General features: G+C 61.1%; 11 protein-coding genes and 1 pseudogene. 2 read left to right on the top strand and 10 right to left on the bottom strand.

Features of this window, described 5'->3' with window-relative positions; genetic code table 11:
* Positions 1–123: 123 nt before the first annotated feature.
* The 8 genes and pseudogenes from P1IM2_RS07405 to P1IM2_RS07370 form a co-directional block, all read right to left on the bottom strand.
* Complete coding sequence (locus P1IM2_RS07405; protein ID WP_186401986.1) at positions 124–2,757, bottom strand: DEAD/DEAH box helicase; 2,634 nt, start codon at positions 2,755–2,757, stop codon at positions 124–126.
* Positions 2,750–3,718 carry a DUF1837 domain-containing protein gene (locus P1IM2_RS07400; RefSeq protein WP_186401985.1) on the bottom strand — a complete coding sequence of 323 codons (969 nt, stop codon included), beginning with the start codon at positions 3,716–3,718 and terminating at the stop codon, positions 2,750–2,752. Before P1IM2_RS07400 ends, P1IM2_RS07405 begins: the two co-directional genes overlap by 8 nt.
* A gap of 259 nt (positions 3,719–3,977) precedes the next feature.
* Complete coding sequence (locus P1IM2_RS07395; RefSeq protein WP_186401984.1) at positions 3,978–4,898, bottom strand: 3'-5' exonuclease; 921 nt, start codon at positions 4,896–4,898, stop codon at positions 3,978–3,980.
* Between the two features lie 99 nt (positions 4,899–4,997).
* Entirely contained in the window at positions 4,998–6,548 is a 1,551-nt protein-coding gene (locus tag P1IM2_RS07390; RefSeq protein WP_186401983.1) for a DNA polymerase, read from the bottom strand.
* Positions 6,541–8,235 (bottom strand): RNA-directed DNA polymerase, encoded by a 1,695-nt coding sequence (locus P1IM2_RS07385; protein ID WP_222103004.1) that lies wholly within the window; start codon positions 8,233–8,235, stop codon positions 6,541–6,543. The genes P1IM2_RS07390 and P1IM2_RS07385 overlap by 8 nt, the downstream gene beginning before the upstream one ends.
* 143 nt (positions 8,236–8,378) lie before the next feature.
* Complete coding sequence (locus P1IM2_RS07380; RefSeq protein ID WP_186401982.1) at positions 8,379–9,776, bottom strand: helix-turn-helix domain-containing protein; 1,398 nt, start codon at positions 9,774–9,776, stop codon at positions 8,379–8,381.
* 631 nt (positions 9,777–10,407) lie between these two features.
* Positions 10,408–11,599: pseudogene (locus P1IM2_RS07375) on the bottom strand (IS91 family transposase).
* Between the two features lie 5 nt (positions 11,600–11,604).
* On the bottom strand, positions 11,605–12,513 hold the full coding sequence (locus tag P1IM2_RS07370) for a site-specific integrase (protein WP_186401981.1): 909 nt from the start codon (positions 12,511–12,513) through the stop codon (positions 11,605–11,607).
* A 281-nt stretch (positions 12,514–12,794) separates the two neighbouring features.
* Here P1IM2_RS07370 and P1IM2_RS07365 point away from each other — a divergent pair, with 281 nt between their 5' ends.
* Positions 12,795–13,406 carry a glutathione S-transferase gene (locus P1IM2_RS07365; RefSeq protein ID WP_186401980.1) on the top strand — a complete coding sequence of 204 codons (612 nt, stop codon included), beginning with the start codon at positions 12,795–12,797 and terminating at the stop codon, positions 13,404–13,406.
* 76 nt (positions 13,407–13,482) lie between these two features.
* Positions 13,483–14,133, top strand: coding sequence for an alpha/beta hydrolase (locus P1IM2_RS07360; RefSeq protein ID WP_260833946.1), 651 nt, complete (start codon positions 13,483–13,485; stop codon positions 14,131–14,133).
* A gap of 302 nt (positions 14,134–14,435) precedes the next feature.
* Here P1IM2_RS07360 and P1IM2_RS07355 read toward each other — a convergent pair whose 3' ends face one another.
* Both P1IM2_RS07355 and P1IM2_RS07350 read right to left on the bottom strand, forming a co-directional pair.
* A complete protein-coding gene (locus P1IM2_RS07355; protein ID WP_186401978.1) occupies positions 14,436–15,353 on the bottom strand; it encodes a tetratricopeptide repeat protein in 918 nt (305 codons plus the stop codon).
* Positions 15,354–15,361: 8 nt separating this feature from the next.
* Positions 15,362–16,426 (bottom strand): dipeptidase, encoded by a 1,065-nt coding sequence (locus P1IM2_RS07350; RefSeq protein ID WP_186401977.1) that lies wholly within the window; start codon positions 16,424–16,426, stop codon positions 15,362–15,364.
* Positions 16,427–16,497: the final 71 nt, after the last annotated feature.

Here is a 16,497-nt window from a genome sequence, read left to right as displayed (position 1 = left end):
CGGACAGCTCTCTTGAGTTTAGCGCGGGTAGCCCCTGATGATAGACCATGATTGGCCGACGACCGCCCCAGCATGTCAACTAGTCCGGCCCCGAGAAACTGCGCTGGGCAGCGCGCTCGCAATTTATGGCCGATCGGCAGCATCGCGCTCGGCCGCCGATGTCCGGCCGTTTCGCTTCAGGAGAAGGCCGACCTCGAGCTCGACCAGCCGTGTCAGCCCGTATTCTTCCCAGCGATTGGTCGCGAGCCAGTCAAGGCACGCTGTCTCGTCGAGCTCGTCGCCGATGATATATTCCGAGATCGCAGTGACGCTGGAACGCGAAAGACCGAGCGACATCAGCGACAATTGCGTTCGCTTCGATACGCCGAACTCGAGAAACAGCCAGAAATCTTGGATCCCGTCGGCGAGCTCGGCCTGACCCTTTCCCTTGAGGAAGAAGATCAGCACATCGATATAGCAGTGGAGATATTTGGGCGTCTCGAAGCGCGCGATCTTCTCGACATGCTCGAGCGTCTCGCGGATGATCGCCGGATCTTTCTTGTCCGGATCGCGGTCGCGCCAGTAACGGATCTGCCGGTCGATGATCCGGTGCAGCGGATAGCCGCGCATCCACAGTACGACGAGCGATGCATTGCCAAAGGCCTGGTCGCCGCGGCCGAGCGGCGCGCCGAGATATTTACTCATTCGCGTGAAGATCGCGATGAGATTCTGGATCGCGGCGTCATGCTGTTCGCCATCTTCGCCTTTGACGAGCGCATCGCTCAGCGGATCCGTCGGCACGAGGTCCGCATAGCTGTCGGGGTTCTTGGTCTGGAAGTAGCGATAGAGATCGTCGATGCCGACCGGATTTATGCCGGGATTGCGGTGCACGATGTCGATCGGTACGCTCATGTCCGAGACGACGTCGTCGATCATGTCCTCGAGTAGGCTGCGCTCGGAGGGCTTCAGGCTGCCAAGCAGGCTTTTCGTGCCGAGGTCGCCGAAGTTGCTGCGCCGAAACACAAGATAGGAGAAAAGATATTCGTAGAAGCGGTTCGGCGGGGCGACCTGTCCGCCTGCTGCCAGATAGACGAGAAAGCTGTCGAACTCGTCGGCTATCCGCTGCGTCGCAATCCTGATGTCGAATTTCTGCTTCAGGCGCGGCGCGCTGCCGCCGAGCCACTCATTTTCCTTTTCGGGGTCGAGGCAGAAGATATTGCCCTGGAATTCCTTGCCCCAACGGCCCGCGCGACCGGCCAGGTTCCAGAAGTCCTCGGTCGGCATGAGCTCCTTGCTTCCGCGCTTTGGGTTCCGCATGAATATATTGCGACAGGCGAGATTGACGCCTTCGACGAGCGTCGAGGTGCAGACGAGATATTTGATCTTCCCCGCCGAAAATAGGCGCTCGACCTCGCTGCGGATGATCTGCGGCATGTTTCCATAGTGAAACGCGACGCCCTTCAAGACGTGCCGGCGCAAGGTGAAGCTTCGATGCACGGCCTTTTCGCAATATTGGGAGAGCGCACGAAGTTCAGGGTCGTCGCTGTCTTCCGCGACGAAGCCCGCCAGTATTTCCGCCACCTTTTCGGCGTCCGAAGCGCGGTTCACATAGACGATGTTGCCGCTGGCATCGCCGCCGATCGCCCGCGCGACGAACGGCAGTTTCTGGGTTATCGTCGGGCGTCCTGTAAGATGCAGCAGTCCAACGGGCTTCGGCTGCGCGTCGATCAGGAGGTCGACCCGCCACTGGGCAGGTTTGCCCTTTACCGCACTCACCCAGAACAGATTCTGGTTCACCGTGGGCCTCATACCCTCGACTGCACCGGTCGTCTTTCCTTCCGGCGCAAAGGCGAGCAGCGCTTCGGGATTTTTTGTCGAGGGGCTGGCAAACAAGAGCTTCGCGTTGGGAAAGCGCGCTGCCGACATTTCGAGAACCTGCTGGAGGAGGACCCCGCGCTGGTTGGCGCCGATCTGCTGGGCCTCGTCGATCACGATGAGATCTGCTGCGAGGTCGGGCAAGTCCTTCTGCAGATAGAGGTGGAAGCGTTCCTGCGTATAGACGAATATATGGTGCGCCGCCTCGCTCGGCGCCGCGAGCGGCAGAGTGCTGATGCTGACGCCGGCGCCGCTGCCGGCGAGAAGATGCCGAAGGTCGGCCTCGACCTGCGCGATCAGGGCGCGTGTCGGGACGATGTAAAAGATCGTCGAACTATGCTGTTCAGCAACGGTCTTCTGGATCCATTTTTCGAGCAGGAAGGACTTGCCCGCCGAAGTCGGCGCCGAAGCGCTGACCCAATCCTTTCGGACCAGCGTCCGCCAGAGTTCGTTCTGGAAATCATTGCCGACGAATTCCTCGTCGTTGCCGATGTTGATCGTCGCCGACACCGCCTGCGATCGGACGTCGATCGCGAGCGGGACCGGGAGCGTCTCGAGCACATTGTCCGCGACAAAATCCTTCTTGGCAGCGACCGCCAAGGCCGGCGCTCCGCCCGATTTCGCGAGGAGGGCCGCGGCGAACGCGCGCTCCTCCGGCGATTTCGCGAAGGTCAACGCCGAATGCAATATGCGGAGGCCGAGATCGCCGAACCGCTCCTCGCCGCTGGCGAGAAAAATACCCGCGCAGCGAAGCAGATGATACCAGTCTTCCTCTCCGTAGAACAAAGTCCCACCTTCGATCGCCGGGATCTCGTGGAAAGCCGAGCGCAGCGTCATTTTCTCGAGCGAAGCGCGAAGCGCGGGATCGTCCCACAGCCTGCGCGCGAGATCGGCGCTATTCATGCGTCAGTCCCAGCGATATTCTCATGGCCTCGCGAAACTGCTCGCAGAAGCCCAACGGCATGTAGAAAATATGGATCTCGAAGCTCTCGAGGCCGCGGCTCTTCGCACGGCTTTCGGCTTTTGCCGCCCAGTCGGGAAAGGCGGCATCGATTGCTTCCAGAAATTCCGCCTTCGTCACCTCGTTGGGCTTCGCCGGATAGTCATGGTCGAACCCGATCAGGCAGAGCGCGCCCCAGTGGATGTCGTTGAACGCCGGCCCGTCCGGATTAATCGCGGCCATGATCCGCTCGGCAATCGCCGAAGAGCCGATGTCCATGAAAGTGTCGAGCAGCGCGAGTTCGCGCTTCTTGTCCTTCTGTCCGGCACCGGGCGCGAGCAGATAGGGCATGAGCCCGTCGAACGCCTCGGTGAGCGCGCCGTCGAGCGATTTATGAACCTTGGACTCGCACCAATAGACAGCTAGGCGTTCGTCGTCGTCCGGTGCCGCACCGCAATGAACCCCGTCGATCCCGTGGAAATGGACATCGTTGTCCGTCTTGAGGTTCATCTTGCAGAGCAACTGCGGCAGGTTGAGGAAGGACTCGGCGAGAACGAACATCAACAGTTCGCCTTGCTCGCCCGACATCCCCTTCGCCTTGAAGGTTTCGATCGCGCGTGACCGCAAGCGGTTGTGTTTCAACCGCTTCTCATGGTCGGAGCCTTCCTCCATCTTTTCGATCACCGACCGTGGGATCACATAGTCGGTGACCCATTCGGCGATCGCATCGCTTAAATCCTGAAGGCGGGGCATCGAGCTGCCATCGAGCGCGACATGGTGGCAATGCGCCACGACCTTGGTGTTCTGGACCTTGTGATGGACGGTTGCGGTCGTGAGCACGTGCGAGAGGCCGGTGCCCGCACGCGCGATTGATCTGAGCGCCTCCCCCAAGGTCTGCTCAGCGATCGTCTGATCATCGCCCATTAGGATCAGACCTAACGCGAGTTTTCGGGCAGACAAGGGTGCAAAATTCGCTGGCCCGGCTTCATCTTGGTCCGTTCTGGATCAATAATCATTGCTCGAGGGCAGTAGCGACGCGCGTGAAGCAGCAATAGAGGTCGGGCGATAAATGTAGCGGCAGGACGATATGAGGACACTAATAAATGATCCGTTCGGGAGCGAAGAAATTGCCCATCGATTTCCTAGCGCCGCGCAGCAGTCTGGGCTGGCCTAGCGCAGAGAATTAACCTGCCGGTATGACGTAAGGCATTATATTCAGGCGATCGCTGTAGCGGTTCAGCGCGTTCAGTTCACAGATACGGATTTGGACGGACGAGCCGTAAATGTCGCTTCGCAGATAGGCCATCTCCAGGTGGAAGCCTGCTTCGTCGAGATCGATCCACCAAGCCTTGGGTTTACCGTCGCTGCCGTCGGCCCACCGATAGCCGCGGCTCTTGAGCAAATCCTTCTTCTCGAATGGCGCGCCTTCGGCCCAACACCGCCAACTGCGCGAGTTGGCCGATGACAGAAGCGCCTTCATCGCGCTTTCCGTCCCTCCCACCGGGACGCTGCGGCTCAATATCTCGATTCCTGCGTAGCAGTCGTTCACGGCGCGGTGCCCCTCGTAGTAAAAGCCGTGTGCCTGTCCGATCAGGCTGAGCCTTGCGCTCTCGAAACCATGGGCCGTCCAAGGGATCTCAGAGAATGAGCAGGCCCACCGGTTGTTCGCCAGCTGCGGACAGAACCGCTCGACGAAGCGCCGATCGAACCCTGCGTTATGCGCGACGATGAGGCTGTCCCCGGCGAACTGGGCGGCCGCCGCGAAGTCGATCGTCTTGCCCGCCACCATATCGGGCGTGATACCCGTAAGCCGCGTCACATCGACGGGGATCGGCTTCTGTGGCTGGCAGAGGGCGGATGCTCCGATCTCGACCCCGGCTATGCGGCCCGAGTCCTCATACCAGAAGGGGACCATCGCGAGTTCGATGATCTCGTCCACGTTCGGATCCAGTCCAGTGGTTTCGACGTCGAGGAACACGGCCCGCTTCATGTGTGGCATAGGCACGAAGCCGCCTGTTGGCACCCGCAGCCGACGAAGCACCCGATAGTCGCCACTCGCCTCGAGCTGGGCGGCGAGCGCTTCCATCGTCGGATCGATCATCATGGTAGCTCCCTCATCCAGCGTGGATCGTGATCCATTCCTCAAGTCCCGGGCGTTATTCCGGAAGGGCCGGCGTGCATCGGCGTTTATCGAAGCACGTGCTCAGGCCGGGGCGAAGTCCCCGACCGACGCCTTTCCGGCGATCCTGCCTCCCAGAGTTTCCGTCATGACGCGCTCGAATGCGGCGATCACCTCCGATGGCGTATCGGGCAGACAGTGCTCGAACAGGAGCGCGTCGTGCATTGGAAGCAGAATGGCGACGTCATTCAGGTTCTCCACTTCAAGCAGCGCTTTCTTGAAGATGAGGGATCCCGTGCCCTGCACGACCTGGCTGACTGCGGAGCGCCGCTCTTTGCCTGTGAGCGCGCCCAGGTTGCTCCGCGCGTAGTGATTGCCCATTTCGGTGGCGATTCGTCCCGTACGCTGGAATTCTGCGCAAACCTCCTTTTTCCACTCCTCGTATCGGGCAAAGACCCGAAAGGCGTCCTTCGCCTTGTCGCGCTTAGCGCCCAACTCGACGGCGGCGTCCACTAAGGCCTTGCGGCTCATTCCGTAGGCGTATGACAGGAAGAGCTGCTTGGCGGCCTTCCGATTGCCCCCGAGCCCGAGATGGCTCTCCGCGAACAGCTCGTACATGTCTCCCGCCGCGTAGAGCGCAGCAAGCTGCTGATCGCCAGATAGGGCAGCCATGATCCCGACCTCAAACTGATCGAAGTCCACGTAGCTTAGCTCCGTCCCTTCGCGCGAGCGGATGATCGACCGATATTTCTTGGACATGCTCTGGAGCGGCGGATTGCGCAGGAGTATGCGGGACGTGCGGGATCCGAAGACGTCAACGATGGGGCGCGTGCGCCCGCCAGCCAATGTCAGGGATGAGAGCACGCGCTTGGCGGCGTCGAACTCCTCAAGTGCGAGGGTGTCGCCTCCGAAATCGTCGGGATGGGGCACAAACTCTAGAACGTATTCCGTGGAGACGCCCTCGAACTCGAATCCGGAGGCATGAAGTTTCCGTTCGATCGATTTCCGCGACGGGGTCTCGAGCGGCATGTCGTGCTTGGCCGAGTAGTTCTTCAGGCAGTAGAAGTAATCATGCTCCGCCTCCGCCCGCTTGGCCGACAGGCCTGCCGCTTCGATCGTTATTCCCGCGGACATCGCCTTCTGGAGCAGACGGTAGACGGGCATCTCCACGCTGAAGAACCGTTCCATCTCACCGTTCGCGGCGGCTTGGGCGCAGAGTGTTAAGTAGAGTCTGGCGATCGCGCGCGCTGCCTGGGTAGCAATCTCGGCATCGAACGGGATTCCTCGATTAAACATGCGCTTGTATGCCGAGCAGACTTCATTGGACGCGCCGCAGGGGCCGAGATGGGTGCTTATGTCGCTCTTCTCGCGATTAAGCCGATCGTTAGGATTGCCTCCGATCGAAATCCGGAATTCGTCGACGTCTATTACGACTGCGGGAAGATCACCGGTCTTGTCGTAGAGCAAGTCGCGGATCATCCAAAAGTCGTGGCATACAACCGGACCGGGGTAGGCGACGATCTCGGCCGGGTTTGTCTCCTCAAGCCGATCATGGACGAACCAGTAAAAGCAGTCGTCACCTCTGCCGGTGAAGTCCTTTATGAAGATGAGCAGCTTGGATCCGAGATCAATCATATTCGCTGATCTCGTCCACGAGGTTCAGGATGTCCGGCCGTTCGCGGACGGCGAAGGGCAAGCCCTCCTCGTTGTTGTAGCGCCCAACGCGGGCCCTGGTTGCCTTCAGTCCGGTCGGCACCTTGCCATGGAGTGGACGCAAGCTGTCGTCGTCCAGCACCGCAGAGGAAATGAGCAGGTACCTAGCGTTCTGATAGGGAAGGCCCTCGAAGCCCTCGATGCTTCGTTCAATAAGGCCCTTCTCGCCGACACAGCGCAGCCAGATGAGGATTGCTGCGGCCTCGCCGGACTTCATGTCTTCCCGGAGCTTACGGTCGGCGAGGGCGACAAGGCCGTCGGATCGGTGCTTGCGCATGGCGAGAAGCAGCCAGATGTTGTAGTTCTGCCATTCGTGGATGGCCCCGTCCTCGGCCAGCAGGAACGCCTCCAGCGCGGGCAGACATCGCCCGTCGCGATCTAAGATGGATATCAGCCGACAGTATTGATCCGTCGTTACGGCATGTTCCGAGAGGGACGCCGAGAGGGTGTCGAGGAGCGAGGTCGAAAGTGCGTCGCTCACATCGAATAGCCCGGATTCCACGATCTGGGCGACACGGTTGACCGCGAACCTGAATGAGCGCGTCTGCGTTTCCCCGGCTTCGATGCAATTGCTCAAGATCTCGAAGATGTAGGTCACGGACCGCGTGACGATCCGACGGCTCCGCGACTGCCACATCTGGTTAATTGCAGTTGTCGTGCTGTCCTGCGACGGGAAGAATTCGGCCAGATCCTTCTGCGACGTTTCGGGGGACAGGATCGCTGTCTTGTTGGCGTTGATGTTCAGCCCGACCGTACGAAGGAGGCGAATGAGATCCTGCAGGGCGCGTCGGGCATGGAGTTCACTATTGGCGATCACGCGGATGTCGTCGACGTAGCGGTAATAGTCATAACCCTTCGCCGCCATCGCTCGATCGACACGGGACAGGAGCATGTTGGAGAGGAACGAGGACGCATCCCGGTTTTGCGGCAAGCCGTGGCTTCCGCTGAACGTCCACTTTGCGAGAAGCCTGTCGAGGGTTGCGATCGCATTCCTGATTTGCAGCTTCTCCGGTCCTGTCGCTTCGATTTTCGGAATGGCCTTCTCGAGCCCCGCGACGATCTGCTCGCTTGCGATGTTCTCGAAGAAGTTGCTGAGGTCTGTGACCAGCAGGAACTTGCCGGAGCGGACGAAGGTCAGCGTGACGCCTTCGAACGTGAACCAGCGGTTGATCTTGTTTTTGAAGAGATACTTCTTGTTCTGGGGATTGGGCTCGTATCGGTAGCTGAGCACCCGATGGCCGAGCAGTTGATCGTAGTAGGGTATCAGGAAGCTGCAGATCGACTGGTAGACGAACCGGTCGAAAAAATCGGTTTCCAGTCCATAACGTTCGCCGAAGCCCTTCTTGGGAATGTTCCGAACGACGCTGCGGGTTCCCGCGTATACGCCGTTCCACTCTTGGAGCATCGCGACGATAATCCGCTTCGTTTCCTCGGGATCGTTGAACAGGTCGTCGTATTGAAGGCAGTCGAAATACCAGTCGTCGCGCATATCCTGCCGGAGATGCTTTAGGACCAGGTCGAACTTGATCGGGAAGCCAAGTGCCTGCCCGTTCTCCCAGAATGCAGAGGTCAGGAAGTAGTCCTTCTCCACCTTGTCACCAGTCGACACTCCCGAATCGCTCCCGCCGGCTTACAGACCGCTTGAATTTGACAGCTTCATACTAGCGGCTGATCCTCTCGATGCTAGAGTCGCGATCTCTAGTCCTTCCAGAGCCGAGCTTAAACCGAGCTGCACAAAATGCAGATTGTGAGTCAACGCGTCCGGAGCCTCTGCGCTTCTGTCGCTCGGCTACTCGCTGTGATCAAGTCGGGATGGATTGATTTTACGCCGTCCTCGCCGAGCAAATCGATGAAAGTCTCGATCCCGAAACCTTGAGCTATGGGCTCGAACGCGATCATCGCCTGCTGGAACTTTCGGAACGCCAAGCCTTCGATCTCCTCGAGCGGCGGTATTTCCGTAAAATCATCCGGATCGGTACCGGGCGGCGCGTAAAATTCGCCGTTCATGCATACCGGTACGCCATGCTCCTCTTGGTGGTCCATCACACTGGCGACATCGACAAAAGGCCTCGTCCGCCACACATTGATGAGCTGTGCCTTGATGAAGAAGGACCCGCTGTGCCCCGCTTCGCGATTGAGCAGCGACTGGGTGTGCATCGCTCCCATCAGCGAGCTGAAAACGAAGTTTAGATCGACGATCGTCGGCTCGACATGACCATATTTGGTGAGAATATTCGCGAAACGCGAGGCGTGGTCATAGCCGGATAATCGGTGTGCCAAGGCAGAGATGGGCGCGTCGTGCAGGGTGAAGAGAGGAAGAACGACCTGGCTCACAAGGTTGGGATTCAAAAACCAAGTCGCGCTCAAATTGTGGGGATTGTTGCCCGCTAGCTGCCGACACACATAGCCGGATGCCGTGCGGTGGACTGTCTCGAACGGGGCGTTGATGTAGGTTTCTTCCACGTCGGTGCCCCCCATCATGATCTCGCGTACCCGGGCAGTGGTAAGCTCAGCCCATATGTTGCGGTCGCGCCAGAGGTCGGGGATTATGAAGAGTCTGAGATAGGGCTGGTTGCGCTCGCCCTTCGAAAGCTCCAGCTCCTTGCCGAGCCAGCGCTTGAACTGCTTGCGAAGATCCGTGCTGCGCTTCCAGAGCTGGTCAAGGACGAAGCGATCGGTCTCGGCCTTCGGTTCCGATCCGTCGCCGACGCGCCTGTAGATGACACCGGTCTTATGGACGAACGGCGCCGCATGCCCCTGCGGGACATGTACGATGATCACGGCATGATCTTTCTTGAGACCGATCGACTTGTCGGGCCCCCATATCGCTCGCACATCGAAATGCGGGGTCGGGTTGATCGACTGCGCAGCCGCCTGCCGGATACGTTGGAGCATGCCGTCAACATCGGCGCGGAGAATGCCGGGGAAGGCACCGGCGACCGCTTCTTCCTTAGACCTTTCCGAAATGCCGTAGAACAGCCAGCCGCCATAAGTGTTCGCGAAAGCCGAGATCGACTTGGCAATTGCGGCAGCGTTGGGAACCTCGGCCTTATATTCGACATACCAGCCCTCGACGGCACTGTGTAGCGCAGCAAGGTCGGCGGCTTCGATCGCAGTAAACGCCTTGTCGAACGGGCTATAGTCGCTCATCGTCTATCGTGCTTGATGAGTTCAGATGTCGGACCGCAGCGCGGCCTGCGGGTCGATCATGTGAACGAGTGAAAGTAAAGGCGTCGCTTCACTCGCGGCTGCGACAAAATGTGCAAAGGTCGTCAATCAATGCTCCTGCGCTCGCTGCAAGCGCTCTTACCTAGTCTTCGCCTTCGGGCGCACAAGCGGCAATTTGATCCGATACGCGTTGAATGCTGCTCGCCTCGACCAACATGGCAGGTGCTGCGCTACAACCCCCGATGCCGATCGGTCTGAGATGATACTAGATATTACCAGCATCGGCGAGCCGACGGTTCGGCAATGCCGACGGTCCGATTCTCTAGATTCTGGCCTAAAAGCTGCCAGTCGGAAATCGTTGAGAGTTTCAGACGCCGGGAGGCGTCAGAAAGTCTTCGGTGCCCGAACCGCGGTGGTCATGAGCCGAGCTATGGGGAAAGCTGTTTTGCGCAGGTCATGGTGCTGGACGTTGCTGCCCAAAATCGGACGTATCTGAGATCGGACCGTCCGATTTTGCGGTTCCGGCGTCTGCTATTGGGCAGCGTCGGCGCGAGCGGGGCCGCTCCCAGGCGCGGGTGTACGCTGGATCGTGTCGGTGCCAGGCCGTGCCGGGTCACGGCGCCGGTATCCCGGATGAGACCGCCGGCTGGGGCGGCGCGCGAGGCTGATAGCGGCGCTCGAAGACCTCGATGATGATCATCGTACCGCCGCAGCACGGGCAGGTTGGCCGTGGTTCGGCATCGTCGGCGGGCTCATCGATGGGTGGAGATGCGACATCGAGCAGGCGGCGGGCGCGTTCGAGATGGTCCTTGCGGTGTGCGCTGGCGAGGAGGCCATAGTGACGGATGCGGTGGAACCCGCGCGGCAGGGCGTGGAGGAGGAAGCGGCGGATGAACTCGTCGGCGGCGAGGGTCATGATCTGCTGCCGTGTGGCGCCGGCCTTGCGATAATCCTTGTAGCGGAAGGTGACCCCGGCCTCGTCGAACCGGAGGAGGCGGCTGTTCGATATGGCGACGCGGTGGGGGTAGCGCGCGAGGTAAGCGAGCACTGCCTCGGGGCCCGCGAACGGCGGCTTGGCATAGACCACCCAGCGCTTCTTCCTGACGGGTGAGAGGTGCCGCAGGAATGCACGCCGCTCGGCGAGATGCGTGAGGCTCCTGTAGAATGCGAGCTGCCCGCGGTCATGGAGGGCGCGCAGCCGGGTGAGGAACAGGCGGCGGAAGAGCGCGCCGAGCACGCGGACCGGGAGCAGGAAGGCGGGGCGTGCGGATATCCAGCGCGTTGCATCGCGCGATATGCCGCCGCCGGGCACGATCATGTGGATGTGGGGATGATGGGTGAGCGCCGAGCCCCAGGTATGGAGGACGGCGGTGATGCCGATCCGGGCGCCGAGGTGCTTGGGATCAGCGGCGATGGTCATCATCGTATCGGCCGCGGCCTTGAACAAGAGGTCATAGACCAGCGCCTTGTTGTAATAGGCGATCGCGGCAACCTCGGCAGGGAGGGTAAATACGACGTGGAAGTAGCCGACCGGGAGGAGATCGGCCTCGCGCGCTTCGAGCCAGCTGCGCGCGGCGGCGCCCTGGCACCCTGGGGCAGTGCCGGTTGCGGCAGCTGTTATAGGCGATCCGCCAGTGGCCGCAGTCGGTGCACGCCTCGACGTGGCCACCCAAAGCGGCGGTGCGGCAATGCTCGATCGCCGACATGATCCTCAGCTGATGCAGGCTGAGGTGCCCGGTATGGGACGTGCGATACGCAGGGCCAGCAGCACGGAAGATGTCGGCGACCTCGAGTGAGGCGCGCACGAACCCTAACCGTCAGGCGCCTTCTCGCTCGGCGATGCCAGCGCGAGCCTGTCGAGCGGGCTGACGATCGACCGCACGGTCTTCGTTGCGACCTGCGTATAGAAGGCGGTGGTGTTTAGCTTGGCGTGGCCGAGCAATGCCTGGATGACACGGATATCGACACCGTCCTCGAGCAGGTGGGTGGCGAAACTGTGGCGCAGGGTGTGCGGGCCAACACGCTTGTCGATGTCGGCGGCCTCGGCAGCTTCGACGACGACGCGGTAGAGCTGACGCGTGCTGATCGGCGCCGCGGCGCTCTGTCCGGGGAAGAGCCAGCCATCGGGCAGCAAGATGCCCTGCTGCCGCCCCGCGCGCCACCAGTCGCGCAGGAGCAGGAGCAGGCCTTCGGGCAGCATCGCGTTGCGATATCGGCCGCCTTTACCGCGCTCGATCCTGAGCAGCATGCGCTTGCTGTCGATATCGCTGACCTTGAGCGCCGACACCTCGGCGACGCGCAGGCCCGCGCCGTAAGCGACCGACAGCGCGGCCTGGTGCTTGAGCGAGCGCGTTGCATCGAGCAGGCGCTTCACCTCGGCCATGGTCAGTACCACCGGGATCTTGCGAACCTGCCTCGTGCGGACGAGCTTGCGCGCGAGGTCGGGGCGGTCGAGCGTGTGCGTGAAGAAGAACCTCAGCGCGCCGACGATGCTGTTCATCGTTGGTGCGGGGACGCCCGCCTGTTGCTGCTCGATCTGGAACTGCCGGATATCCTCGGCGCTCGCGGTGTGGGGCGAGCGCCCCAGCCAGGTCGCGAACCGCCCGACGTCGCGAAGATAGTTACGCTGCGTCTCCTTCGAGAAGCGCCGCATGGTCATATCGTCGATCAGGCGCTGGCGCAGCGGGCTGATCGGGCCAATCTGGACAAGCTCGTTCATCGTTCGACTCCTCAGGTAAAGGAGTCGAAAGGGTCTGCCTCTGGCCGCCAGCGTTCAATCAGGCGCGGCGCTCGCTGGGGCTCTTTACATCGAGGCTAGCACCCATCCACGAAGTGGTTCGTGCACCGGCCATTTGCTGCCGAGCTACAATACGGAAAGGTTTGAATGCTTTTCAGCTGGCAGGGTTCTGGCGAGGTGCGGGCTAACCGGACACGGAATTGGGGGAGGCAGATGCTCATCGCGCTGTACGCCGCCGGCTCAGCCGCGCTATGGCGATGTGCATGCAGCGACCGCCGGTCCTCTACAGCTTCCGTCGCTGCCCCTATGCGATGCGCGCCCGAATGGCCCTAATCGTGAGCGGCCTCGACTATGAGCATCGCGAGATTTTGCTGCGCGACAAACCCGTCTCCATGCTCGCGGCCTCTCCGAAGGGCACGGTGCCGGTGCTCGTCCTCGCAGACGGGGAAGTGATCGACGAGAGCCTCGATATCATGCGCTGGGCCCTGGAGTGGAGCGATCCCGAAGAGTGGCTGGCCGGCGCCGAGCCGGCACCGGTCGCCGACTATGACAGCGTCTTCAAGCATCATCTCGATCGCTACAAATATGCCGCGCGCTATGCCGACGATCCGCTATCGCATCGTGCCGCAGCTCTGCAGATGCTTTTCCGGCTCAATGCGCGGCTTGCAGACGAGAAGTTTCTTGGTGGCGCGGCGCGCGGCTTCGCTGACATCGCGATCTTTCCGTTCGTTCGCCAGTTTTCGGGTGTCGATCCGGCTTGGTTCGGGTCGGAGGCTCCGTCGAATGTCCAGCGCTGGCTGGCGGCGTTGACCGCGTCCGAGCTGTTCGAGCGCGCAATGGTTCGACGGACGCTATGGATAGAGACTAACGACTAAATAGGTGCGCGCCATTCGCTGCGGCTGACAAATGGGCGGCGATGCCCATATGTGCGGCATGACCTTTGCCAAAATCGTGAATGGAGCCAGTCTTAAGCCGCGTTCCGGAGAGGCGCCGAAAAACATCGTCCTGCTGCTGCATGGCTTCGGATCGAGCGGGGCCGACATGATCTCGCTTGCGCCGGCTTGGCAGGAGGCGCTTCCCGATACCTTGTTTCTGGCGCCGCACGCGCCGCAGCGGTGCGGCATGATGGGAGCGGGCTATCAATGGTGGGGCTTGTCGGGCTTCGCGCCATCGGCCCTTGCCGCGGGCGCTGCGTCGGCGGCTCCCGCTATCGACGCTCTCATCGATCGCAAGCTCGAGCAATATGGTCTGACGGAAGCCGATCTGGCGCTCGTTGGCTTCAGTCAGGGCGCAATGATGGCGCTTCAGGTCGGCCTACGGCGACCGCGCGCGGTCGCCGCTATTGTTGGTTATTCCGGGATGCTCGCCGGGACCGTCGGGCTTGGGCATGGCAGCTTTCCCAAGCCGCCCGTGCTTTTGGTCCATGGGACGGCGGATCCGGTCGTCCCGGTCGCCGCCCTCCATATGTCGGAGAGCCAGCTCAAACGCCTCGATGTCGAGGTTACCACTCATATTTCCCACGGTGTCGGGCACAGCGTCGATCCCGTCGGTCTCCGCCTCGGGCGCGATTTCGTGTCGGAGAGAATATCCCGATCGTCCTGATCGCTTGCCCGAGGGACGCACAGTTTGGCTACACGGAAGGGAAGAGGGCGATGTCCTATGGGGAGTTCGATGAGCGGCGATGACGGCCATTTGGCATTCGAGGGCGGCAGGATCGGCGCCATGCAGGACTACTACACGATGTGCGACGAGCTGGCCCCATCTTTCGTCCGATCTTCACGAGAAAGACCGGCTCTCTCTGCATCAGGGCAGGCTCGCCGCCTAAAAGCCGCCAGGCCGTTGCCGGCCACACCCACTAGCTTATGCTTCGACGCGAAGCTGGTTCGGAGAGACGGAGGCCGCAGTTAACGTGCTTTCCGGTTAGGCTCTGCCAATTCGGCTTCCGAGGGCCAATGTCCCTGCGGATTTTCGCGGATGATCTCTGCAAGCAGCGTCCTGGCCCCCACCTCATTACCGGCAAAGCGGCGTTCCATTGCGATGGCGAACTTGATCGTGCTATCCCGGCTGTCTTTGAAGTCCGCCGGATCGAGCCGGCCCTGCATGATTTGCACCGCTTGATAATAAGTGAAATTCTCGATCAGCTTCAGCCCGGGTTCGATCGCATCGATCGCCGTGCGAGCCTTGGCATGTTCGCCCATCTTGCGATACGCGATATAGGTCCAGTAAGCGGTCGGCACGCGCATATCGTCGCGTGCGAAATCGGCGGCGAGCGCAAGGGATTTCGCCATGCCCGATACCGTCGTCGGATAGTCGCCCGTCGCAAAACTCGTCTGCGCGTGATAATAGACAATATTACCGCGATAGGTGCTGATCGTCAGGCCGATCGGGTTGGGCATGCCGTCGGGTTCGAAGCTGTCGGGGACATCGCCCATCAGTTCGAGCGCCTTTTCATAGTCGGCAAGGGCTTCCTTGAACCTGCGCGCACGGGTCAGATCGCGAGCGCGAAATCGGAAGAGTTTATAACTGTTCGGGAATTTTTCGATCCCGGCGCTGAAAGCGTCGACAGCCTCGCAGATGCGGCCTGCGTAATCGAGCCGGCGACCATACCAAATGTGGCTGTCCTCGCGGTCGGGCGCGATGCGTAGCGCCGCTTCGGCGATCGCGATGTCCTCATCGAGCATCTTTTGCGTGGCGGCCGAATATTCGGGGATTGTCAGCGGCGTGCCGATCAGACTGGTCGCGCAATTCCCCGCGTCGGCGCCAGGGACTTTCGCCGACGCGGGGGCTGCGGCCAGCAGCAGGGCAAGGGAGAGGACGGACATGCGGAGGCTCATCCGATCACCTCTCGATAGATGCGGCGGACGTTGGTCCCCATGATCTTTTCGACCGTCGCCGAGGGATAGCCGAGCTTGCGCACGCCATCCCATACGACCTCCATCCGGCGCGGACCATTGAGCTCGTTGATGAACAGCGGCCAATCAGCTTCGTGGAAATTCGCGCCCTCTTCGCGTTTCAGCTCGGCGATATAGGCGTCGGTCATTTCGACGACGCGATGATCGCGGTCGCTGCCGATCGCGACATGGTCGGCGCCCATCACATTGACGGCGTGATCGATGTGGCGGAAGTATTCGGGCAGCGCATCATCGCGTTTCGTCGTCAGGAATGGCCGCATCTGACAGATGCCCGCGACTCCGCCCCTGTCGGCGAGCAGGCGCAGGTTCGTGTCGGTCGTGTTGCGGATATTACTGTGCACGGCCATGCACGCGGTGTGCGAGACGATGACCGGCACCTTCGACGCGGCGATCGCGTCGGCCATCGTCTGCATGTTTGCATGCGACAGGTCGATCAGCATGCGACGCTCATTCATTCGGCCGATGAGTTCGTGGCCGAAGTGCGTCAGGCCATTCGCGCCAAGCTCCTTGCATCCGGCGCCCGCCCAATTCTGGTCGTTGTAGGTGATCTGCGCCGACGTCACGCCGAGCTTGCGGAACAGGTCGACATTATCGAGATCGCGGCCGAACTGAGTGCTGTTCTGGAACAGGTAGAACAGTGCGAGCTGGCCGTTCTCGCGCGCGACGTCGATGTCGCTCGCGTTGGTCGCCTTGCGGAACAATTCGGGATGCTTCGCGATATGCGCGTCATGGTCGAGGACGGCCTGCACGGCTTCCTCATAGGCCTGCCCCTCATAGACCTTGGGGTCGCACAATGTGATCGTGATGGCGTCGAGCCCGCTCGCGCGCATCTGCTCAATCAGCGCCGCGTCATAATCGAAACGCACTTCGCCCATCGCGTCGAAGGTCAAGGGGCGCGTCTTGGCCCAAGCCCCCGCAGCGGGCGCCAGCGCCAGCGTGGCCGACAAGGCCGCCCCCGACAGGATGAAATTCCGTCTGTGCATAGCTTCGCCCTCTCCAATTCTTCATTGGAAATAAATTAGCGGATAGGAAAATTATTGCAAGCCCGGATGTC

This window comes from Sphingopyxis sp. P1IMeth2, from assembly GCF_900185685.1.
Taxonomy (GTDB): domain Bacteria; phylum Pseudomonadota; class Alphaproteobacteria; order Sphingomonadales; family Sphingomonadaceae; genus Sphingopyxis; species Sphingopyxis terrae_A.
The sequence above is the reverse complement of the archived record's forward strand: the minus strand, read 5'-3'. Positions and strand labels throughout refer to the sequence as shown.

Bases quoted from the DNA above. Each gene is read 5' to 3' on its own strand.
- P1IM2_RS07405 (WP_186401986.1), bottom strand. From the start codon at position 2,757: ATGAATAGCGCCGATCTCGCGCGCAGGCTGTGGGACGATCCCGCGCTT.
- P1IM2_RS07400 (WP_186401985.1), bottom strand. From the start codon at position 3,718: ATGGGCGATGATCAGACGATCGCTGAGCAGACCTTGGGGGAGGCGCTC.
- P1IM2_RS07395 (WP_186401984.1), bottom strand. From the start codon at position 4,898: ATGATGATCGATCCGACGATGGAAGCGCTCGCCGCCCAGCTCGAGGCG.
- P1IM2_RS07390 (WP_186401983.1), bottom strand. From the start codon at position 6,548: ATGATTGATCTCGGATCCAAGCTGCTCATCTTCATAAAGGACTTCACC.
- P1IM2_RS07380 (WP_186401982.1), bottom strand. From the start codon at position 9,776: ATGAGCGACTATAGCCCGTTCGACAAGGCGTTTACTGCGATCGAAGCC.
- P1IM2_RS07370 (WP_186401981.1), bottom strand. From the start codon at position 12,513: ATGAACGAGCTTGTCCAGATTGGCCCGATCAGCCCGCTGCGCCAGCGC.
- P1IM2_RS07365 (WP_186401980.1), top strand. From the start codon at position 12,795: ATGCAGCGACCGCCGGTCCTCTACAGCTTCCGTCGCTGCCCCTATGCG.
- P1IM2_RS07355 (WP_186401978.1), bottom strand. From the start codon at position 15,353: ATGTCCGTCCTCTCCCTTGCCCTGCTGCTGGCCGCAGCCCCCGCGTCG.
- P1IM2_RS07350 (WP_186401977.1), bottom strand. From the start codon at position 16,426: ATGCACAGACGGAATTTCATCCTGTCGGGGGCGGCCTTGTCGGCCACG.